General features: G+C 48.8%; 18 protein-coding genes. 12 read left to right on the top strand and 6 right to left on the bottom strand.

All coding sequences use genetic code 11. From position 1 onward, the window contains the following. Positions 1 to 162: 162 nt before the first annotated feature. From mtnP to ACG1BZ_RS17710, 6 genes are read left to right on the top strand one after another with little or no spacing between them, the layout of a single operon-like run. On the top strand, positions 163 to 1,062 hold the full coding sequence (gene mtnP / locus ACG1BZ_RS17735; protein ID WP_413662982.1) for an S-methyl-5'-thioadenosine phosphorylase: 900 nt from the start codon (positions 163 to 165) through the stop codon (positions 1,060 to 1,062). 5 nt (positions 1,063 to 1,067) lie between these two features. After that, a complete protein-coding gene (gene arsS, locus ACG1BZ_RS17730) occupies positions 1,068 to 2,015 on the top strand; it encodes an arsenosugar biosynthesis radical SAM (seleno)protein ArsS (RefSeq protein ID WP_413662981.1) in 948 nt (315 codons plus the stop codon). A gap of 32 nt (positions 2,016 to 2,047) precedes the next feature. Further along, entirely contained in the window at positions 2,048 to 2,731 is a 684-nt protein-coding gene (locus tag ACG1BZ_RS17725; RefSeq protein WP_413662980.1) for a TVP38/TMEM64 family protein, read from the top strand. A gap of 7 nt (positions 2,732 to 2,738) precedes the next feature. Continuing rightward, a complete protein-coding gene (locus ACG1BZ_RS17720) occupies positions 2,739 to 4,214 on the top strand; it encodes a dihydrolipoyl dehydrogenase family protein (RefSeq protein ID WP_413662979.1) in 1,476 nt (491 codons plus the stop codon). Next, on the top strand, positions 4,214 to 4,888 hold the full coding sequence (locus ACG1BZ_RS17715; RefSeq protein WP_413662978.1) for a TIGR04283 family arsenosugar biosynthesis glycosyltransferase: 675 nt from the start codon (positions 4,214 to 4,216) through the stop codon (positions 4,886 to 4,888). Before ACG1BZ_RS17720 ends, ACG1BZ_RS17715 begins: the two co-directional genes overlap by 1 nt. Further along, on the top strand, positions 4,881 to 5,534 hold the full coding sequence (locus tag ACG1BZ_RS17710; RefSeq protein WP_413662977.1) for a TIGR04282 family arsenosugar biosynthesis glycosyltransferase: 654 nt from the start codon (positions 4,881 to 4,883) through the stop codon (positions 5,532 to 5,534). Before ACG1BZ_RS17715 ends, ACG1BZ_RS17710 begins: the two co-directional genes overlap by 8 nt. Before the next feature lie 25 nt (positions 5,535 to 5,559). On the opposite strand, the gene ACG1BZ_RS17705 is transcribed toward ACG1BZ_RS17710, so the two are convergent. Both ACG1BZ_RS17705 and mltF read right to left on the bottom strand, forming a co-directional pair. Beyond that, positions 5,560 to 5,964, bottom strand: coding sequence for a hypothetical protein (locus ACG1BZ_RS17705; protein WP_413662976.1), 405 nt, complete (start codon positions 5,962 to 5,964; stop codon positions 5,560 to 5,562). Between the two features lie 94 nt (positions 5,965 to 6,058). Further along, positions 6,059 to 7,537, bottom strand: coding sequence for a membrane-bound lytic murein transglycosylase MltF (gene mltF, locus ACG1BZ_RS17700; protein WP_413662975.1), 1,479 nt, complete (start codon positions 7,535 to 7,537; stop codon positions 6,059 to 6,061). A gap of 413 nt (positions 7,538 to 7,950) precedes the next feature. On the opposite strand from mltF, the gene purL reads away from it, so the two are divergent. The 3 genes from purL (at position 7,951) to ACG1BZ_RS17685 (ending at position 13,622) form a co-directional block, all read left to right on the top strand. Continuing rightward, positions 7,951 to 11,817 carry a phosphoribosylformylglycinamidine synthase gene (gene purL, locus ACG1BZ_RS17695; protein ID WP_413662974.1) on the top strand — a complete coding sequence of 1,289 codons (3,867 nt, stop codon included), beginning with the start codon at positions 7,951 to 7,953 and terminating at the stop codon, positions 11,815 to 11,817. Between the two features lie 393 nt (positions 11,818 to 12,210). Then, positions 12,211 to 12,534, top strand: a complete 324-nt coding sequence (locus tag ACG1BZ_RS17690) for a TfoX/Sxy family protein (RefSeq protein WP_282933807.1) — start codon at positions 12,211 to 12,213, stop codon at positions 12,532 to 12,534. 203 nt (positions 12,535 to 12,737) lie between these two features. Continuing rightward, positions 12,738 to 13,622 (top strand): aldo/keto reductase, encoded by an 885-nt coding sequence (locus ACG1BZ_RS17685; RefSeq protein WP_413662973.1) that lies wholly within the window; start codon positions 12,738 to 12,740, stop codon positions 13,620 to 13,622. Here the strand turns inward: ACG1BZ_RS17685 and ACG1BZ_RS17680 are convergent. From ACG1BZ_RS17680 to ACG1BZ_RS17670, 3 genes are all read right to left on the bottom strand, one after another. Continuing rightward, a complete protein-coding gene (locus ACG1BZ_RS17680; RefSeq protein WP_413662972.1) occupies positions 13,619 to 14,119 on the bottom strand; it encodes a TrmH family RNA methyltransferase in 501 nt (166 codons plus the stop codon). The two genes, ACG1BZ_RS17685 and ACG1BZ_RS17680, sit on opposite strands and share 4 nt — an antisense overlap. A 74-nt stretch (positions 14,120 to 14,193) precedes the next feature. Further along, positions 14,194 to 14,790 carry an SLATT domain-containing protein gene (locus ACG1BZ_RS17675; protein WP_413662971.1) on the bottom strand — a complete coding sequence of 199 codons (597 nt, stop codon included), beginning with the start codon at positions 14,788 to 14,790 and terminating at the stop codon, positions 14,194 to 14,196. A 192-nt stretch (positions 14,791 to 14,982) separates the two neighbouring features. Continuing rightward, the gene (locus ACG1BZ_RS17670; protein WP_413662970.1) at positions 14,983 to 15,660 is read right to left on the bottom strand and encodes an outer membrane beta-barrel protein; all 678 of its coding nucleotides are present in this window, start codon (positions 15,658 to 15,660) and stop codon (positions 14,983 to 14,985) included. A 431-nt stretch (positions 15,661 to 16,091) separates the two neighbouring features. Between ACG1BZ_RS17670 and ACG1BZ_RS17665 the strand changes: the two genes are divergently transcribed. The 3 genes from ACG1BZ_RS17665 to ACG1BZ_RS17655 all read left to right on the top strand — a co-directional run bounded on the left by ACG1BZ_RS17665 (position 16,092) and on the right by ACG1BZ_RS17655 (position 20,789). Then, entirely contained in the window at positions 16,092 to 17,471 is a 1,380-nt protein-coding gene (locus ACG1BZ_RS17665) for an SLC13 family permease (RefSeq protein WP_413662969.1), read from the top strand. 160 nt (positions 17,472 to 17,631) lie between these two features. After that, a complete protein-coding gene (locus ACG1BZ_RS17660; protein WP_413662968.1) occupies positions 17,632 to 19,815 on the top strand; it encodes a S9 family peptidase in 2,184 nt (727 codons plus the stop codon). Between the two features lie 305 nt (positions 19,816 to 20,120). Then, the gene (locus tag ACG1BZ_RS17655) at positions 20,121 to 20,789 is read left to right on the top strand and encodes a DNA-3-methyladenine glycosylase I (protein ID WP_413662967.1); all 669 of its coding nucleotides are present in this window, start codon (positions 20,121 to 20,123) and stop codon (positions 20,787 to 20,789) included. Between the two features lie 68 nt (positions 20,790 to 20,857). Here ACG1BZ_RS17655 and ACG1BZ_RS17650 read toward each other — a convergent pair whose 3' ends face one another. Further along, a complete protein-coding gene (locus tag ACG1BZ_RS17650; protein WP_413662966.1) occupies positions 20,858 to 21,646 on the bottom strand; it encodes an SIMPL domain-containing protein in 789 nt (262 codons plus the stop codon). Positions 21,647 to 21,781: the final 135 nt, after the last annotated feature.

Genomic DNA, 21,781 nt, shown 5'->3' with positions numbered 1-21,781 from the left:
TGGCGATATTCGAAGCGGCATTAGTAAAGAACGAATTTTTCTGGCTGTGCTTGCCTGCCTTTCCTGCTGGCGCTCAGTGGTTAATAGCTGCTCATTTATGAGTGATATACACGGTCAGCGAGCACTCCTATACTGCCGAAAACCAATTGTTTAGGAGCGAATATGACCAGGGCATTGATTGGGGTGATTGGAGGAAGTGGCCTTTACGATATGCCGGGGCTGACTGAGGTGGAGGAGGTCCATATCGACACTCCCTTTGGCAGGACTTCGGACGCCATTGTCTGCGGTAAGCTCGCAGGTGTATCAGTAGCTTTCCTGGCCCGTCATGGTCGTAATCATCACCTGATTCCCTCCCAAGTGTCTTATCGGGCAAATATCCATGCCCTGCGCCAGCTCGGCGTGCGCTACATCCTGTCTCTCTCGGCTGTGGGCTCCCTACAGGAAGAGGTACGGCCGCTGGATATGTTAATCCCCGATCAGTTCATTGATATGACTCGCCGGCGGCAGAGTACCTTTTTTGGAGATGGTGCGGTTGCCCATGTGTCCATGGCCGATCCAGTATGCTCTGCTGTCGCTGATAGTTTGGCGCGTGCTTTCACGCTGACCCAGGCAGAGCAGCCAATTGAGTTACACCGAGGCGGCAGTTATATCTGTATCGAGGGCCCACAGTTTTCCACCCGTGCCGAGTCCCACTGGTATCGCAGTATGGGGGCGTCGGTTATCGGCATGACCAATATGCCTGAGGCCAAGTTGGCCCGGGAGGCACAAATTGCCTACGCCACGCTGGCTATGGCTACTGACTATGATTGTTGGCACCCTCGTGAGGAGGCGGTAACCGCAGAGGTAGCGATTGCGAATCTTCAGCAAAATGCCACGCGCGCGCAGCAAATTGCGATGGAAACCATACGTATTTTAGGGGCTGAGCAACCGGAGTCCTCCGCTCATACAGCACTGTTGAGCGGTCTGGTGACTCCCCTCGAAGCTATGCCTGAGGAAACACAAGCTGTAATAAAACCACTGCTTGCTCCGACAGAACCAGAGCTTGAAGAAATGGAGCAGTGATATCGATGCGTGAGACCTTACCCCTGCTGGAGCTATCGGATTTCCCCTCCCTGCACCGAGGGGCCATTGAGACCTTGCAGGTCAATATTGGCTACCGTTGTAATCAGCGCTGTTTACACTGCCACGTCAATGCTGGGCCTAATCGAACCGAGATGATGTCGGACGACAATTTGGCGCTGTTATTGGAAGTTCTTACGGTCCGTAAACCCCGTGTGCTAGATGTGACTGGTGGGGCCCCGGAATTGCACTGGGGTTTTCGATCTCTTGTAAGAGGGGCGCGAGAGCGCGGAGTACATGTAATTGATCGCTGTAACCTGACAGTTCTTTTTGAGCCGGGCCAGGAAGATACTGCTGAATTCCTCGCTGAAAACCAGGTTGAGGTCGTTGCCTCCCTGCCGTGTTACTCAATCGATAATGTCGATAAGCAACGAGGTAAAGGGGTATTCGATAAGAGCATTGCGGCGCTACAAAAATTAAATGCATTGGGCTATGGCAAGCCCGGCAGTGGCTTAGAGCTCAACTTGGTCTATAACCCCCAGGGACCCTTTTTACCCCCGGAGCAAAGTGCTTTGGAGGCGGACTACCGAAGAGAGTTGGCGAACCACTTCTCCATTAAATTTAATCATTTGTTCGCTCTCGCCAATATGCCAATCAAGCGTTTTGGTTCCATGTTAGTTTCCAAGGGGCAGTTTCACGATTATATGGCGCTACTTAAAGGCAGTTACAGTGCGGATAATCTCGCTGATGTTATGTGTCGTAGCTTGGTTAGTGTCGATTGGCAGGGAAACCTATTTGATTGCGATTTTAACCAACAACTCAACATGCCTATTCCCGGCCGATTACATTTGCGAGATTTAATCGAGATAGATCTAAAGGGATCGGCAATTTGCGTTGCAGATCACTGTTACGGTTGTACAGCCGGGCAGGGAAGTAGTTGTGGTGGGGCTCTCTAGCTTTCTGTTATGGCGGATGGAACCTGAAAACGATGAGTAAAAAAATCCTGCTGGTAGCCGCCATTGTTGTATTGGTGGTGGCTTTCTACTTGCTTGATCTACACCATTGGTTGAGCCTGGAAAAGTTAAAGGATGGAGCGGAGGACTTTAAACGTTGGCAGATGTCGTCGCCGCTTTTAGTCGGGTTTTTGTTTCTGGTCTTCTATATTTTGGTGACTGGCTTATCACTTCCCGGGGCTGCAATTCTAACTATTGCGGCCGGTGCATTGTTCGGTCTTTTCTGGGGTACTGTAATCGTTTCTTTTGCTTCCAGTATCGGTGCTACCCTGGCCTTTTTAATGGCTCGATATTTATTCCGGGACTATATTCAGGGGCGTTTCTCAGAGCGGCTTCAAGTTGTCAATAAGGGAATTGAGCGGGAGGGGGCATTTTACCTTTTTGCGCTGCGATTGGTGCCGGCTTTCCCCTTTTTCCTAATTAATATCCTGATGGGACTCACCCATATTAAAGCCTGGACTTTCTACTGGGTTAGTCAGCTCGGAATGCTGGCGGGTACGATAGTTTATGTAAATGCCGGCACCCAGTTGATGAGAGTGGAAAATCTCAAGGATATTTTATCTTTGCCACTGTTATTGTCTTTTGTTCTATTGGGTGTGTTTCCCTTAATTGCAAAATATGCGCTCAACTGGCTTAAGCGCAGGCGTCAGGCCGGGTGATCGATTTATGCAGAAACCTAAGAAATTTGATCGTAACTTAATTGTTATTGGTGGTGGTGCGGCGGGCTTGGTCACGGCTTATATCTCTGCAGCGGTTAAAGCAAAAGTTACTCTGATCGAAGCGGGTAAAATGGGTGGTGATTGTCTCAATACCGGCTGTGTACCCAGCAAAGCATTGATTATGTGCGCGCGGCAGGCCCATAGGGCGCGATGTGCAAGTGAGTTTGGCGTTATTCTTCAAGAGCCCGTAATTGATTTTCCCCGGGTTATACAGCATGTCAGAGAATCTATTCAAGCAATCGAACCCAACGACAGTGTTGAGCGCTATACCGAGCTTGGGGTTGAAGTACTACAGGGAACCGCAGAGTTGGTAGACCCCTGGACGGTGAAGACCTGTCTAAACGATGGGGGAGAGCAAATACTGACGGCGAGAGCTATTGTATTGGCTACCGGCGCTGAGCCGAGTGCCCCGCCGTTTCCCGGACTCGATCAAGTGAATTACCTCACAAGCGATACCTTGTGGGATCGCTTTACCCAGCTACAAGCTCCGCCCCGCCGACTGGTGTTATTAGGTGGCGGGGCAATAGGTTGTGAGCTGGCACAAGCATTGGTCCGGCTCGGTTCGCAAGTCGTCTTGGTGGAGAGATCCAACACTATATTACCGGAGCTTGATACGGAAGTATCCGCAGCCGTAACTGAGGCGCTCACCCGCGATGGTGTAGAAATATTAACAGATCATGAAGCCGTTGAATTTGAGGGTAGTCCTGAACGAAACGGTGGAACCTTAATTGTTCAGAATAAGGGCAATAAGGTTAGGTTGGAGTTTGATGAAGTAATTCTGGCGCTGGGTAGACAATCGAAATTGGCAGGTCTTGGGCTTGAAAACTTGGGCTTGCAGGAAAGTGGCAGGCTTCAATTGGATGGATACCTGCGTACAACCTATCCCCATATTCTTGCTGCAGGAGATGTTGCTGGACCTTATCAATTTACCCATATGGCCTCCCTCCAGGCCTGGTATGCGGCGGTGAATGCACTTTTTGGTGATCTCAAAAAATTTGCCGTAGATTATTCATTAGTTCCCAGTGCTGTATTTGTTGATCCTGAGGTGGCCAGTGTTGGCCTTTCTGAGGAGGCCGCTCGTAAACAGAATGTTAATTACGAGATAACCCGCTACGATCTCGAACATTTAGATCGAGCGATTGTCGATGGTGCGCGCCGAGGTTTTGTGAAAGTACTCACGGTGCCGGGGAAAGATAAAATACTCGGTGTTTCCATTGTCGGAGAAAATGCAGCGGAATTAATTGCGGAGTTTATTTTGGCGATGAAATATGGGTTGGGATTGAATAAGATTCTCTCAACGATTCATATCTATCCCACTATGAGTGAAGCCAATAAATTTGTCGCGGGCAATTGGAAACGTGCTCACACACCAGCAGCTATTTTACGTTTCTTAGAGGTTTTTAACCGCTGGAGGCGCAACTAATGCAGTTCAGTGTGATAGTCCCTCTATTAAATGAAAAGGAACAAATAGCCTCTTTACTGGATCACTTGCAGCAATTGAACGTGCAGGAAGATTGTGAGGTTATTGTCGTAGACGGCGGCAGTACCGATGGTAGTGTTGAGATTCTAGAGCAGTCTGATTTGCAGCTGGTCCACGCCACTCGGGGTAGGGCGGTTCAGATGAATGCTGGTGCGTTAATGGCTAAAGGTCAGTGGTTAGTGTTTTTGCATGCCGATAGCCGTCTACCCGCAGATGCCCTCAAGTCCATCACAAACCTCGAAAAGGAGAATGCCCACTGGGGGCGTTTTAATATTCAAATTGTCGGACACAGTTTTTGGTTTCCCTTGATTGCGACTTTGGTTAATTTACGCTCTCGTTTTAGTGGTATTGCTACAGGGGATCAGGCCATTTTTGTGCGCCGTGGTTTGTTCGAAGCTATCGGTGGATTCCCTGCGCAGCCGTTGATGGAAGATATTGAGCTGAGTCGTCGTTTGCGTAGTTATTACTGGCCCTATTGTTCTCGGGAAAAAGTAGAAACCTCAGGGCGTCGCTGGGAAAAGTACGGCGTATTGAGAACTATTTTATTGATGTGGCGATTGCGTTTTGATTACTGGCGGGGCGTATCAGCAGAGAGTTTGGCAAAGCGCTATGAGTAGTTTTCTATTGCCGCCCATGCGTCTTGTAGTGATGGCTAAGGCTCCGTTGCCAGGGTATGCAAAAACTCGGCTAATTCCCACTTTGGGAGAGAAGGGCGCAGCCGCTCTCGCATTACAGTTATTGCAGGATACATTGGCAGAAGCGGTGAAGGCGGATCTAGGTCCTGTCGAGCTGCATGCTGCGCCCAACTCCCGGCATCCTTTCTGGCAGGAGTTCAAATTGCCTCAGGGAGTAAAGCTTTACAGCCAGTCAGAAGGTGATCTCGGTCAGCGCTTGTGGCGGGCTGCGAAAAGTTCTTACGCCGCTGGCCAGGGGTTCTTTTTGATGGGGACAGATTGCCCGGCATTAAATGCAGAAAGACTCCGAGCCGCAGCTGTGGCGCTAGTGCATACAGACTCCGTTATGTACTCCGCAAATGATGGTGGCTACACCCTGTTGGGATTGAAGTATCTGCATTCTCGCTTGTTTGAAGATATATGTTGGAGTACTGAAGTCGTTGCCCAGCAAACCCTGGAGCGATTACAGGAATGTGATATGCAGTGTCAGCAATTGGATGTGCTTGCGGATATTGATGACCCTGAGGATTTGCAGTTTTTACCTGGAGTTCTTTCGAGGCGTCTGGCAGGTTTTCGGGAAGCAGATTAAAAGTAATCGAGAGTAAGGAGTATTTCTAGCTTGAACCAGGAAGTGCTGGCTCTAGGAATATAACTTCCCGCGTGACCTGCCAACGCCCATCTTCATGAACCAAATCGATCGCCAGTTTTAACAGTTGCTCCTGGCCAGCCAAATTGTTTTTTCGCGAGAAGATTACTAAAGCACTGTTTTCATTTGCCACTATGTGGTGAATTTTTTTCCAGTCGTTGAGAGGTAGTTCACCCGCGTCACGCTTGGCTTTAAACATATTGATGAAGGCCGTTTTGTCTGCCACTGTGACCCGGTCCGAAGGGTCTAGTATGAAGACCTGCATTTCCCGGTGGTAGACACTTTCCAGTTCATCTTCTCTGCAGTACACCCCGGCCTGCACGAGGTAGTCAATAAACTGCTCGATCTCTCTTACCGTATCTGGATTATCCATCGCTCAGGCACTCCAACCGGGACCAGATGAATATAGATTAAGGTGGAGATATTTGGGGCTTTCTTCGGCCAGGCTAAGCTGGCCTAGAGGGGGATTAGAGAGCGGGGGCGGCGCTGGCTTCGGAATTCACTGCGCTGTTCTCAGCAAGGATCCCGCCGTTTTCATCATTGGCTGCGGCCAGTCGTTGTTCCTCAATGCGGCTACTCCAGCTCAGAAGGGCTTGATAGTGGCGGATATTCTGTACATAAGTCACCGGTTCCCAGCCTCGGGCATAGCCGTGTTTGGTGGTCTTGTAATACTGACGCTTGGCCAGAAGGGGCAGGTGTTCGCGCACATCGGGCCAAAGATCTGGATTGCCGCCCATTCGTTCTGTCAGTACCCGGGCATCCTCAAGGTGGCCATAGCCTACGTTGTAGGCAGCCAGTGCCATCCAGGTTCTGTCGGGTTCGCGAATGCGATCCGGCAGTTTGTTGCGGATTTGTACGATATAGCGGGCACCACCCTCAATGCTCTCTTCGGGGTTTAGGCGGTTTACACCGAGATCTTTTGCGGTATTCAGGGTGAGCATCATCAGGCCGCGTACACCGGTGCGAGAGCGGGCACGCGGATTCCAATAGGATTCCTGGTAGCTGAGGGCTGCGAGTAAGTGCCAGTCGAGGTCATATTGGTCGGCAACCTTTTGCATGGTGCCGCGCCACTGGGGCAGGCGCTCGCGGCTGCGCTTGGCAAAGGCCTTGGCGCCGCCCACATTTAGGTCGCTGACGTGGCCAAAAAACTCTTCCCGCAACTGGGCAATCATGCCATTGGTATTGGCGCGCAACATAAAGCGACGCGCACTGCGATAGAGGCTGTCGTCATCACTTTGTGGGAAGGCCCAGGAAACCGGTTGGAATTGGGTGAGGTTGAACGCAACCGCGGTGTTTGGGTAAAGGCCGCGGTGAACTGCATAGGCGTTGGAATCGACAATTGCATAATTGTATTTTCCTTCCTGCACCATCTCCACCAATTCCATGGCGTCCACGTCGGAGACTTCCTCCCAATCCAACTCGGTATAGCGGGTGGAGAGTTTCTTCATTTCTTCTGCGTGAGCACTACCGGCAATGACGGCGACCTTTTTTCCTTCGAGATCGCTAGTTTTGCGCGGCCGCTGTTCGCCAACTCGGTAGATAACCTGCTGGCGAATTTCAAAATAGGATGGGGTAAAGCGGACTTGTTCGCGACGCTCTGGAGTTACCGTGAGGCCGGCAGCTGCGAAGTGCGCGCCACCCTCTGGGTCGCGCAGCTGATCGAACATTTCGTCCAGATCGTGCACGTCGCGAATTACCAATTTCACCCCCAGCTCTTCAGCAAATGCACGCAGCATGCCGTATTCAAAGCCTGTCGGGTTGCCGGAGGCGTCTTCGTAATAAGTGGTGGGGCCGTTTTGTGACAGGACAACCAATTCACCGGTGGCTTTGACACGCTCGAGCGTATTCGGTGCTTTACTGGCAACCAGCAGGGAGGCGCAGCAGGACAGGGCGATCCCTTTGCACACACGGCGGACGTAGCGCAGCATACGGCTTTTCATCATCATAGGCTGTCCCCTTTAGCTAGTCCGTTGGTTTTTTTGCTGTTGTGCCTAAGGCCCTGTATGTCGATTTCGCTCTCAAATACGAGGGCAAAATTTGACGCAGTCCGCCAATTTTACATTATTTGACGACAATCTGCCCAGTTTGTCTTTTGAACACTGTGATCTGCGCGCTTGCAAAGCATTACAGACTTAGGTAGGTGAACCTGACTTTGATACAAAGTTGGTTTATTTACAGCCAAGCTTGCTGGTCTTTTGAACATTCAGGTTACTAATTAGTTCATGTGTACCCAAGTGTCGGGCGGGTGTGTTGGAGTAGCGATGCTTCAGGTACAATTGCGCCTCTCAAATTTCCGGGGCCTTGTGCGAAATCCCATTCGCGCAATCTTTCTCATTTAGACAAGAGGCTATCTCCCGCAATGTTAGTTCTGCGTGGTGCTCCTGCACTGTCGAAATTCCGCCATAAAAACCTGCTCAATCAACTGCGCGCGCTGCAACCAACCATCGACGATCTCTACGCTGAGTTCGTTCACTTTGCAGACAGCGACTCACTGGATAACCAGGAGATGGCCCTGCTGGAGCGGTTGCTCCAATACGGCCCAACCGAGGAAAAACACGAGCCGAAAGGCGAGTTGATCCTGGTAGTGCCGCGTCCGGGCACAATTTCTCCCTGGTCTTCCAAGGCTACTGATATTGCGCATAACACTGGCCTGAACAAAGTTCATCGCCTGGAGCGTGGCATTGCCTACTACGTTACTGGTGTCGAGTTAACTGAAGCTGAACGCCTTGTGCTGGCCTCCCGCTTACACGATCGTATGGTTGAAGCGGTATTCACCGATTTTGCTCAAGCTGAGCAATTATTTGTGGAAGAAGCGCCGCGCCCGTTGCGCGGTGTGGATATTCTCGAGGGCGGTCGCGAAGCTCTGGAAGATGCCAATGTCACCTTGGGCTTGGCCTTGGCCGAAGATGAGATTGATTACCTGCTCACCAGTTTCCAAGAGCTGGAGCGCAATCCCACAGATGTAGAGCTAATGATGTTTGCCCAGGCAAACTCCGAGCACTGCCGCCACAAGATCTTCAATGCCTCCTGGACCATCGACGGCGAAGAAATGCCGCACTCCCTGTTCGGCATGATTAAGAATACGTACCAGAAGGGTGGTGACAATGTGTTGTCCGCCTATGCGGATAATGCAGCCGTCGTTACTGGTAGCGAAGCGGGGCGTTTCTACCCGGATCCTGACAGCAAGGAATACGGTTTCAGCACTGAAGCCATTCATCTGCTGATGAAAGTGGAAACCCACAATCACCCTACCGCGATTGCTCCTTTCTCCGGTGCTGGTACCGGGGCCGGTGGTGAAATTCGTGATGAAGGTGCAGTTGGCCGTGGCTCCAAACCAAAAGTGGGCCTGACCGGTTTTACGGTTTCCAACTTGCGCATTCCCGGCTGGGAGCAGCCTTGGGAAGCCAACTATGGCAAGCCTGAGCGTATTGTTACCGCTCTGGATATTATGATCGAAGGCCCGATCGGTGGTGCAGCATTTAACAATGAGTTTGGCCGCCCGAATATCTGCGGTTACTTCCGTACCTTTGAAGAAAATTTCGATGGCGAGCGTCGCGGCTATCACAAGCCGATCATGTTGGCTGGTGGTTACGGCAATATCCGCGAAGAGCATGTAGACAAGCCCGAGTTTTCCCCTGGCGCCAAACTGGTAGTGCTGGGTGGCCCGGCGATGTTGATTGGCCTCGGTGGTGGTGCAGCCTCCAGTATGGCCAGCGGCTCCAGCTCTGAAGATCTGGATTTCGCTTCAGTACAGCGCCAAAATCCGGAAATCGAGCGTCGCTGCCAAGAGGTGATCGACCAGTGCTGGCAGTTGGGTGAAAGCAACCCCATTGCCTTTATCCACGATGTGGGTGCGGGCGGTTTGTCCAATGCTTTCCCCGAGTTGGTGAAAGATGGCGGTACCGGCGGTAATTTTGAACTGCGCAATGTGCCCTGTGATGAGCCGGGTATGAGCCCGCTGGAAATTTGGTGTAACGAGTCCCAGGAGCGCTATGTACTGGCAGTGATGCCGGAAGATCTGGAGCGCTTCGAGCAAATCTGTGAGCGTGAGCGCGCGCCTTACGCCGTTGTCGGTGAAGCTACCGAAGACAAGCACCTGCTGTTAAATGACAAGCAATTCGAATCCAAGCCAGTAGACCTGCCGATGTCGGTGTTGTTCGGCAAGCCGCCGCGCATGCACCGTGAAGCAGAAACTCGCCAGGTGGAAAGTAAGGCATTTTCCACAGTAGATATCGACCTGAATGAAGCGGCTGAGCGGGTGCTGCGCCTGCCCACAGTGGCTAGCAAGAGCTTCCTGATCACTATCGGTGACCGCACTGTAACCGGTCAGGTTTCCCGCGACCAGATGGTTGGTCCCTGGCAGGTGCCGGTGGCCGATTGCGCGGTAACTACCGTTGCCTATGACAGCTACGCCGGCGAAGCCATGTCTATGGGTGAGCGCACCCCGGTGGCATTGCTGGATGCACCGGCCTCGGGCCGTCTGGCAGTGGGTGAGGCAATCACCAATATCGCCTGTACCCCGGTGAAGCAACTATCCGATATCAAACTCTCCGCCAACTGGATGTGCGCTGCGGGCCATCCGGGTGAAGAGGAAAAACTTTATCGAACCGTAGAAGCGGTGGGTATGGAGTTGTGTCCTGAATTGGGCATTACCATCCCGGTGGGCAAAGACTCCATGTCTATGCGCACTGCCTGGGAGGAAGAGGGCGAGCAGAAATCGGTTACTGCACCGCTGTCTCTGGTAATTTCTGCCTTTGCTCCGGTAACTGATGTCCGCAAGACAGTGACACCGCAGCTGCGCACCGATAAAGGTGAAAGTGAGTTACTGTTTATCGATCTGGGTGCCGGCAAAAATCGCTTGGGCGGCTCCTGTCTGGCGCAGGTCTACAACGAGCTGGGTGACAAGCCCGCAGACCTGGACGATGCCAAGAAGCTGAAAGGTTTCTTCGAGGTGGTACAGCAGGCTCTGAATGAAGACCTGATCATGTCCTACCACGACCGCGCTGACGGCGGTTTGTTTACAACCCTGGCGGAAATGGGCTTTGCCGGCCGCGTGGGTATGGATGTGGAAATCTACGAATTGGGTGAAGACCCGATTGCGGCGCTGTTCAGTGAAGAGTTGGGTGCGGTATTGCAGGTTCCCGCCTGTGAAGCGGATATGCTGGTACAGCGCTTTGCCGCTGTGGGTGTACCCACCCACAAGATCGGTTACCTGAACAATAACGAACACCTGTGCATCACCAATAACGGTGTTGAAATCTTCAAGCGCTCCCGTGCTGAATTGCAGCAGATCTGGTCGGAAACCAGCTTCCGTATCCAGTCCCTGCGTGATAACGCCGAGTGTGCCGAGCAGGAATTCGCTGCCATTGCCAAAGAAGACCCGGGCCTGACAGTAAACCTCACTTTCGATATCAACGACGATATCAGCGCACCTTATATCGTTAAAGGTGTTCGCCCGAAAGTTGCTGTACTGCGAGAGCAGGGCGTGAATAGCCAAGTGGAAATGGCGCACTCTTTCCACCGCGCTGGCTTTAACGCTGTCGACGTACATATGAGTGACATCCTGTCTGGCCGTGTAGCCTTGGATGAGTTCAAAGGTTTGGTGGGCTGTGGTGGCTTCTCTTACGGCGATGTACTGGGTGCCGGTGAGGGGTGGGCTAAAACCATCCTGTTTAACGATCGTGCCCGCGATCAGTTTGAGGGCTTCTTCAATCGCAACGATACCTTCGGCTTGGGGGTGTGTAACGGTTGCCAGATGTTCTCAGTGATCAAAGAGCTGATTCCAGGTGCGGATCACTGGCCGCGCTTTGTGCGCAACCTCTCTGAGCAGTATGAAGCGCGCTTCGCACTGGTAGGCATTGAAGACTCACCTTCCGTGTTGTTTAAAGGTATGGCGGGTACTTACATGCCGGTTGCCGTTGCTCATGGTGAGGGGCGAGTGGAGTTTGCTGACCAGCAGGCGCTGGAGAAGTGTGAAGCTTCCGGCACTATCGCGATGCGCTACCTAAATAACAAAGGGGAAATTACCCAAACTTATCCGGCCAACCCCAACGGCTCGGTCAATGGTATTACCTCCCTGAGTTCTGAGGATGGCCGCGTGACTATTATGATGCCGCATCCTGAGCGTGTTGCTCGAGCTGTCAGCAATAGCTGGCATCCAGATGAGTGGAAAGAAGATTCCGGCTGGATGCGCTTGTTCCGCAACGCGCGGGTGTTTGTCGACTAAGACAAGTCATTCCCTCGGTTTTTGCCTGCCGAGGTACGCGTAAAGATTGTGGTGGCCGTTTCAGGTCACCACAATCTTTAGTAAAAATAGAAATATTTCTGTAATATTTTCAGCCCTTTCATTTCTTGGCGTATTTTTTCCCTTCCTTAAAGTAGAAACTTCAGCTACTGCTATACTTAAACGATTATTCGAAATAACGTTTTTGCTATGGTGCAGTTATCTGTTGTATTTGCAGTTTACTTGCTCATTGCTCCATCCAATGTCTTGTTGGGATTAGGGTTCACATTTAATTCCGCTCGATTCTTTTCAAATTTCATCGTTTTTAACCTTTTCAGAAAAAAGCAGTTTCTGAGGGGGTATTCCTGCCTAGTAAAAGTGATTAAGGAGAAAACTATGGCGTACAGCGAAACTCTGGCTGAAAAAGTGCGCAAATTACTTCAGGGAAATGAAGGCCTCAGTGAAAAGCAGATGTTTGGAGGTCTCGCTTTTATGTTGAATGGCAATATGGCCTGTGGGGTTGTTGGAGAAGAGTTGATGGTCCGGGTTGGGCCTGATGAGTATCAAACTGCGTTGGCCGAACGCTATACCCGGCCTATGGATTACACCGGGCGCCCCTTAAAAGGCATGGTGTATGTGGAAGAAGATGCTGTCGCAGAGGATTTGGATAACTGGGTCAGTCGTGGAGCGGTATTTGCGGGCTCACTTCCTCCAAAATAATCGCTTATATTCACTGAACTTAGCAAATTAGTTTCTTTTTATTGCATGGTGAGTGATTAGCAGTCAGGAGTTGGCGTGAGTTCGCTGTTTTCTACGCGTTGACTTCTGTACGGCCTACACTCAGCGAAATAAACGTGACCCCGGTTCTATTCCCTCTTGGTCCTTGCTGATTTACCGCTCAGTAGTCTGAAAGGATATTGATTATGTATTTTCTCGAATTGAATAACGGTGTAGAGATACCTCAGCTCGGCATGGGAATGGCTGCGATTGGCAGCTGGCAGCAGGATGATGAGTATGTAACAGAAGTTATTTTGAAAGCCATGTCTGTGGGATATCGTCATTTTGACACAGGATCGGTCTATGGAAATGAGCGAGCTCTGGGAAGAGCGATCAAAGAATCCGGCCTAGCGAGGGAAGAGCTTTTTATTACCAGTAAAGTTTGGGATACGGAGCAGGGAACCAATAAAACTCACGATGCATTTGCCCGTAGCCTGGAGCGCTTGCAGCTGGAATACCTGGACCTATATCTGATCCATTGGCCTATGCCGGCCTATACCCGGGAGACCTGGGGTGCAATGGAGGCGCTTTACCAGCAGAAAAAAGTGCGGGCCCTGGGGGTGTCAAACTTTCGTAAACCTGATATTGAACAACTGGCGACTTTCTCGGAAGTGCGCCCTGTTTGTAATCAAATTGAACTGCACCCCTATTTCACTCAGCAGCCTTTAGTAGATTATTGCCAGTTTCATAAAATTGCGATTTGCAGCTGGTCTCCTTTGGGGTCGGGATCTACATGGAGCGGTGTCGAGGCTCATGAAAAACCTCTCATAGATCCAGTAATTGTGGACATTGCGAAAAATCACGGGGTGACTTCGGGGCAGGTTATCCTTAAGTGGAATATCCAGCAGCATCGCATAGTTATTCCCAAGGCGGAAAGCCTGGATCACATACGCAATAACTTCTTATTATCTGATTTTAATTTGAGCAATGCGGAGATCCAGGCAATTAATGGATTGAACTGCAATAAAAGGTTGGGCGGTGATCCCGATTATGTTAATAAGAAAAATATAATGGTCAAAGTGCCCGATTAAATTTTTTCCAACAAAGCATAGGTCGCTATAGCGCAGGCGGAAGTAACATTCATTGAGGAATTGATACCCTGCATAGGTATGTGTACCACAGCATCTGCCAGTTCCAGAAGTTCAGGGTTGACCCCATCTTTTTCAGAACCCAATACCAAACATATTTTATCCCCGTTGGAAACAGGAGTATCTTTGAGTTCGACGCTATTTGAGGCAATTTCCAGGCAAATTAATTGATAGCCCTTATTTTTTAAGGTTTGTGCGATATTGGCTGCAGATGAGTGATATTCGTAGGGAACGTACTTTTCTGTAGACCTGGAAACTTTTCGAATTTTGGAATTAGGTGGAACCAGGCTTTCACCGGTTAAATAAATTTTCTCTACGCCGAGTGCATCGGCGATACGAAATAGGCCGCCGACATTGCTCGGTGTACCGATATCGGTGGCTAAATAGCATAATGGGTAAGTGTCTGTGCTGGGTTGATGACTACTGTGATCTGTCTGCATTTTTCGGTTTGTTACTATAGGAAGTGGGGAAGTTACCACTTCCCCAGGAAAGTACTGCGGTATTGATGGGGGAGTTAGTGGCTGCTCTCTGCGATTTCGAGAGCCTCCTCGGCGACTCTTTGCGCAGCGGCCTGGCGATTACGCATCTGCTCTACCAGAGAGGGCTCTCGGTTGGCCTTTTGATTCTGGATATGCACCGCTTGCCTGTATACCTTATCTGACACAATAAACTCTTCCGCTCGCTGGTTGATTTCGCTGTAGCGTGTATTCAGTTCTGAGATCTTCTTGGATAGATGTTCAAGATCCAGGATATCGTCGAAGTAAAGGGCGATCAGCCGCTCGCACTCCCTGGCGATTGCAAGGTACTCGTTGCCTACCTGCCGGTGTCCCTCATAGTTCTTTTTAAAATTGAAGAAAGTCTGCACACCGCCCAATAGCGCGGCCAGCAGGGCCAGAGCCGCACCACTCCACTTGGTCCAATCAGGCAGCTCCGCATTGATCAAGGAGAAGAAAAGCGAACCGAGGAATAAGTTGACGACAACGATGGGCACCCCGCAAAGTACATGCAAATTGCGCCCCTTCATAGAGGCTCGAAAGTGGCTGTGTTTGCACAGGTGAGCATTCCAGCGGAGCTTCTCCAGGACTTCCACGGTATTGGGTATAGTGCTCATGATTCCTTTCCGCCCTCATTCTACTTCTAGCTATTGTGGGCGATAGTTTGACGGATGCCAGCGAGATGTACAGGGGAGATGACCAGATTCGAAAGTTTGGACTACGGGGGTGGCTCTAGATGTTCCGTTTTAAGCCTTGGGAGGAGGTATGTGGGTACTCACCTCCTCCCGAGGCCAAATGCTTTACAGGAATTAGAAGCTGTAAATGATTCCCAGTGCAGTGAAGTTAGCTTTCTCATCTTCTATTTCAAAGATGGTGTGCTCAAGGCCAATATCCCAAGTGCCAGTAGACCAGGATATCTCTGCACCATAGTAGGGATTACTGCTGCTCTCTTTCTCAGCATCCCAATCTCCAGACCAAGAGACGCTTTCTGACTCCAGGAGTTCTCCACTTGGGGAGTACCAGCTGCCGGAATAGGCGTAACTAGCTGTGCCACCAGAGGTTTTGCGCCATTGGTGGACTCCAAATCTGGCGCTTGCGCTTAGGTGTCTGTGCAATTGTGCTGTAAATGCAGTGCCGAGGCTGTACGATTTATACTCGGTTTTAGCGTGGCTAGTAGAAGAAACATCTACGATATATTTATAGCCATCAATGTCATAATCACCTTCATCGTGCAGTTCATATCTAGATTGCTGCTCTGTGCTACCCAGATCAGTCATTCCTGCTTCAATAGCAATATACTTATTGATGCGATACCCAAGAGTAAATCCATAACCAGTAGAGTCTAAGTCTTCCTTGGTCACATAGGCGTTATCGGAGGAGTCGAACTGTGTGAAACCCAGAGAAGCCTTCAGATAGAAAGGCTGTTCTTCGGCGTAAATACTGGAACTGAATAACGCGATAACAGCGGCGATAGCGGTGCGTTTCAAGGGGTACCTCATATACTAACTGGTTGTTTTTTATACTAGCCCTCACTTTAGGATGGCTGAGCATCTATTTAGTGCGGACTAAAAAGCTAAAAATAATGGAATGTCATTATTGTATATTTTTACCTATTTTTCTAAAAGTGTCCGCTGATAGATTTTCTTATTTGATGGGCTCTACTCAATAAGTGGTTACTTGCTTACACTACAACGCGAAGGTTAATACTGCGAGTGAAAATCAAGCAGTTGTGTTTACTCCATGTTGCTCCTAGACGCTTGTAGAATTTCTTCCTCTGAAGTACTGCGCAGACCGTCTACTTTCTTGTATTTTGTATGCCTGCCTGAGATGCGTTAACAGCTGCCTTTACTGGCCTGAATCCAGAATCTCAGGAAATATAAACTTATAAAAATCAACCCTTGAGTAGTTGGGGGCAGGTATGTCAATCGCGCGGCAGCGCTTTATAGTTTTGGGGCCTCTTTTTGCTGTGGCCTTCTATTTCTTTTTATCAGCGTTGGGGATGCAGTATCTACCGGCAGTAACTGCTGCAATTACCTTGTTAACAGTGATCTGGTGGATAACGGAGGCTCTGCCAATCCCCGCAACGTCACTGGTGCCTTTTGTCCTCTTGCCTCTATTTGGAGTAGCGGACCATCGGGAGGTGGCAGCTTCCTTGGGAAGTCATGTCATTCTGTTGCTGATGGGGGCCTTTATTTTGTCCAAGGCCCTGGAGAAAAGTGGGGCCCACGAGCGCCTTGCCCTGTATATGTTGCGTATTGTGGGCGTCTCCAGTGGCCGCAGGCTGGTGCTCGGATTTATGCTGGCAGCAGGCTTCCTGAGCATGTGGATTTCCAACACTGCTACCACATTGATGATGCTGCCTATAGCCCTGGCAATTCTCAGTAAGATCGACAATGAGCGCTTAAGTATTGCCCTGATCCTGGGTATTGCCTATGCCGCAAGTCTGGGTGGGGTAGGTACTCCTCTGGGCACGCCGCCCAATGTTATTTTTATGGGAATATACGAGGAAGTAACCGGACGAGAGTTTAGCTTCCTGGGCTGGATGAAAATAGGAGTCCCAGTTGCTTTGGTGACACTGCCTATAATGGCCCTCTGGCTGACCCGTCATGTGCATCTGAAAAATGACATTGAGCCCCCTCAAGTGGGAGAGTGGAGGCAAGAGGAAAAGCGAACCTTAATGGTTTTCGGTGTGGCAATTCTCCTATGGGTTACTCGCAATGCACCGTTTGGCGGTTGGAGCGAATTGATAGGTATTGATGCTGCCGGTGACGGAACCGTGGCTCTAGCAGCCGTTGTCGCTATGTTTCTAGTGCCTAACGGTAAGGGAGGGCGGCTGCTCGATTGGCAGACCGCAGAGACGATCCCCTGGGGAATGCTATTACTGTTTGCCGGTGGTATAGCGCTAGCAAAAGGTTTCTCCAGTTCCGGACTGAGCGATATGCTCGGCAACGGTCTTTCTTTCCTGACGGCGATGCCACTGTGGTTGTTGTTGGTAATTCTATGCCTTAGTGTGACCTTCTTGACAGAGATAACCAGCAATACAGCTACGGCAACTCTACTTATGCCAATTTTAGCTGTAGCCGCCACTTCAGCGGGTTTTGAGCCCATGGTGCTGATGATACCTGCGGCGATGAGTGCCAGTTGCGCATTTATGCTGCCTGTCGCTACAGCGCCTAATGCGATTGCGTATGGAACCGGTAAAGTACGTATACAGGATATGGTTCGAGAGGGCGCGATACTCAGTGTGACGGCATCGCTGATAATAGCGGGGATGAGTTGGTTGATTCTGGCTGGTTAGTGTTCGCCAAGGCCATCAAAGTAGAGCTTAAATAGTTGTTAGAATATGTATTTAAAGGTTGGGCATTGGAATTCACACGCTGATTGAGTCTCTGAGGATCAAATTCAGACAATAAAATATCAATGGAACAAAGAAAAATAGGTAGGAGAGATAGAGTTCTATGAATAAAACCACAGCAACACTGTTGCTCACCCTTGGTTTAGTAGGGTGTGGCGAGACAGAAAATAACCAAGTAGCAGAGGACAAAACCTTGTTTAGCGAGCAGGCTTCCGCTCCTGTAGCCAAGAAAGTGCCTTATAAAATGGTTATGCATGGTCATGAGCGTATCGATAATTACTATTGGATGCGCGATGATGAACGAAAAGCGTCAGATGTTATTGCTCATCTCGAAGCAGAAAATGCTTATACCGATTCGGTAATGCACCACACCAAAGAGTTACAGGAATTACTCTTTGAGGAAATGACTGGCCGTCTGGAGAAAGATAAATCAACGGTTCCCGTTTACTATAATGGTTATTGGTATTACAGCCGCTATCTTCCCGAGAAAGAATACGCGATCCACGCGCGGCGTAAAGGTACCCAGGAAGCACCTGAAGAGGTTATGCTGGATGTGAATGCGCTGGCTGAAGGCCACGGCTACTTTAGTGTAGGGCGCCTGGCCGTTTCTCCCAGTAATCAATTAGTAGCATATCCTGAAGATAGCGTTGGACGTCGTGTTTACACGATTCGCTTCAAGGACTTAAAGACCGGTGAGATGCTGCCAGATAAATTGGAAAATGCTTCACCAGTTGCGGTTTGGGCAAACGATAACCAGACTGTCTTCTATATCAATAAAGACCATCAAACTCTGCTCGGCTATCAAGTAATGCGCCATAAGTTGGGCACGCCACAGAGTGAAGATGTTGTTGTTTACGAAGAGATGGATAAGGCTTTCTATACGTGGATTTCCAAATCCCGGGATGGAGAGCTGATACGCATTCACCATAGTTCTACAACTAGCAGTGGCCAGTCAATCCTGGACGCAAACACCCCTCTTGCCGATTTTGCTCCCTTATATCCCCGGGAAGAGGATCACGAGTATTCAGCGCTAAAGTTAGGGAATGATTTTTATATCATGACCAACTGGCAAGCTGAAAACTTCCGCCTTATGAAGGTTGCCATGGACGACGCAACAGATAAGTCTAATTGGCAGGAAGTCATACCTCATAGTAGTAAAGTTTTGTTGGAAGATTTCACTTTATTTGATCATCATCTGGCAGTAATAGAACGAAAAGCGGGGCAAACGGGTCTCCGAATTATTAATTTAGAGAATAATAAGGACCTTCAAGTCGGGTTTAATGATCCAGTATACAGGCTGGGCTTGAGTTCAAACCCAAACTTGGACTCAGAGAGTGTTCGAGTATCTTATTCGAGTTTAACGACACCAAATAGTGTTTATGAAGCCAAGTTGGATAGTGGCGATTTGGAATTGCTTAAGCAAGACAAAGTTCTGGGTGGTTTTGACCCAGAGCACTATCAGAGCGAGGGTATCCTGGTAGCGGCACGAGATGGCGTTAAGGTGCCGGTATCTTTGGTTTATCGTAAAGATAAATTTAAGAAAGATGGCTCTAATCCATTACTGCAATATGCCTATGGCTCATACGGTAGTACCGTAGACCCCTGGTTCCGCTCTTCAGTGGTGTCCTTGCTTGACCGAGGTTTTGTATTTGCTATTGCCCATATTCGTGGCGGCCAAAAACTGGGGCGTGCCTGGTACGAAGATGGAAAGATGTTCAATAAAAAGAATACTTTCACTGATTTCATCGACGTTACTAAGGCGTTGGGAAAATTAAAATATGGCGCCCCTGATAAAATCTTTGCTTCAGGTGGTAGTGCTGGGGGGCTGTTGATGGGGGCGGTAGTCAATATGGAGCCGGATTTGTACCGGGGAGTTACTGCGGCGGTGCCATTTGTTGATGTGGTAACTACCATGCTTGATGAGTCAATTCCCCTGACTGTTAATGAGTATGATGAGTGGGGCAATCCTAATAATAAGGATAGTTATGAATATATGCTTTCCTATTCTCCCTATGACCAGGTGAAAGCTCAGGATTACCCCAATATGTTGGTAACCACTGGGCTACATGATTCCCAGGTGCAATACTTTGAGCCAATGAAATGGGTGGCAAAGTTACGCGAATTGAAGACCGATGAAAATCAGTTGTTATTCAATACCAATATGGAAGCAGGTCACGGTGGCTCTTCGGGTCGTTTCCGTCGTTATAAGGAGACCGCTTTACAGTATGCATTTTACCTCGATTTACTTGGATACAAAAATGGAGAAACTGATAAGAAGGTTAAGTAATAAATATGTTATGCTTATTTTAGAGATATAGGTCTGATTATGGGGAACTAATTATTCTTTATATCTCTACTTAAGTATCATGTAAATAAAGGGGAGCAAGCTCCCCTTTATTTGTTGGGGAAGTTAAAATGTCCTTTTGTTTTTCAGCTTTCTGAAATATTAACTTCTAGAGTCAGTTGGCTTTTTGCGTTGTTTGGGTAGGATAAACGCGCACCACCTTGTTAGTATTCCGCTAAAAATCCAAATACTTTGAATTTCTATTTATAGGCGTAGAATGGAGATAGATTTACTGGAAGGTCTGAATTATGCGTGAGTTCGCCGCCATTGAGGCACCTGTGATTGATCGATTTGGAGGATTAGATGGACTTCAGTCGAAGCTGGTGAAGCCAAAGCCTGCGCAGCTCTTGAGAGAGATACATGATAGTCAGTGGTTGTCATCGGCATCTCGGGCTGTTTTTCAAGCCGGTTTTAGTTGGAAGGTTGTTGAAAAAAAGTGGCCGGATATAGAGAAGATCTTTTATGGCTTTGATGTTTCGTTCTGTCGTTACTTACCGGAAGAGGCGTTAGATGACCTAATGCGGCAGGAAGGTATGATCAAGCACTGGACTAAAACTCGCTCCATTCAGAGAAATGCAGACTTCTTTTGGCATTTATCTAATGAGCATGGAAATTTGGGAGCGTATTTCTCTAGCTGGAATACAGACAACTATATTGAGAATCTTCTGTACTTGCGTAAAGGTGGTGATCGACTCGGCGGTAAGACTGCCCAAGTATTTCTAAGACGAATGGGAGTTGATACTTTGGTTTTTGCAAGTGATACCATTCGAGCCTTAATCCGAGAAGGGGTTGTCGACAAGTCTCCCTCCTCCAAGAAAGACTGGGCTGCACTAAAAGCAGCCATCGAAACTTGGCAGTCCCAGTCAAATCGTAGTTTGAATGAGATTAGTCAGATATTATCACTTTCGGTAGGTTAAACAACTGGGGTATTTAGTTGGTAGAAGTATCTATTTCACTCCTACCAACCTGAATGCTTGATCGAAAGTTAATCGGTTGTAGCTGACGGCACAACCTGAAAGTCCACGGACAACGAAGCCTCATACTGAACTTCGTCGAAGGAACTAACCTCTGTTTCTATATATGCTTCTGAAAAGCTATCTTCAAATTTACTGTTTCGAGTTCTGGATGCAGTAACGATAACCTCTTCTATTGCTCCAGCTCCCGCTGTCCCATGATAGCCGATATTATTTGTACGGACATTAACTGGTGTTAACTGAATACTCAGGGTTCTCTCATAGTCAGCTTTTTGTTCCATGATTTTGGCTAGTGCCTTAGATCGGACCTTTTTTGTATATTCAGATACTTCTGAATGCTCAAAAGAAGTACTCACTATTTCTATTTCTTTATTTTCATCGGTTAGCCTTGCGATAGACTGTAAATGTCCCTCCTTGTTAATAGTTATTGCGACCCTGTTAATAACTTTATAGCTAGAAGGATTTTTGCCTAGCCAACCAAATTGTGGGGAAGATGAAAATTTTGAATTTTTAATCTTAGCTCGGTCTATGCCAGCCTTTATTAAGCTCTCGGTTAATTGTTCACGCAAAGAACTATTACTGGCAATGGCGTCTGATAGGAGAGGCTCTTCAGTGGTGACAATAATATTGATTATAGCTTGGTCTGAATAAGCCGTTTCTTTTGCACTGCCGTGGAGAGTCACAACTCTTGATATTGGGTAAATTAGGTCGCGTAAGTCCTGGGGGGAGCCTTTAATCTCCGGAGTTGCCATTGAAAGGCTGGGAATGATTAGCGAAGCTAAAAGAGCAAGTCTTTTCATATTGACACTTCCAAGCTGTGAATAAATGACAATCTATCAGGAAACTGGCTTATTGCCGATCAATAGCACTATATCGGCTTTCCTAGTTTCTATCCAATTGTTGCAGCTGAAACCGTTCATTGTAGTTGTATATTC

It is taken from the genome of Microbulbifer sp. CNSA002 (assembly GCF_047324085.1).
Taxonomy (GTDB): domain Bacteria; phylum Pseudomonadota; class Gammaproteobacteria; order Pseudomonadales; family Cellvibrionaceae; genus Microbulbifer.
The sequence above is the reverse complement of the archived record's forward strand: the minus strand, read 5'-3'. Positions and strand labels throughout refer to the sequence as shown.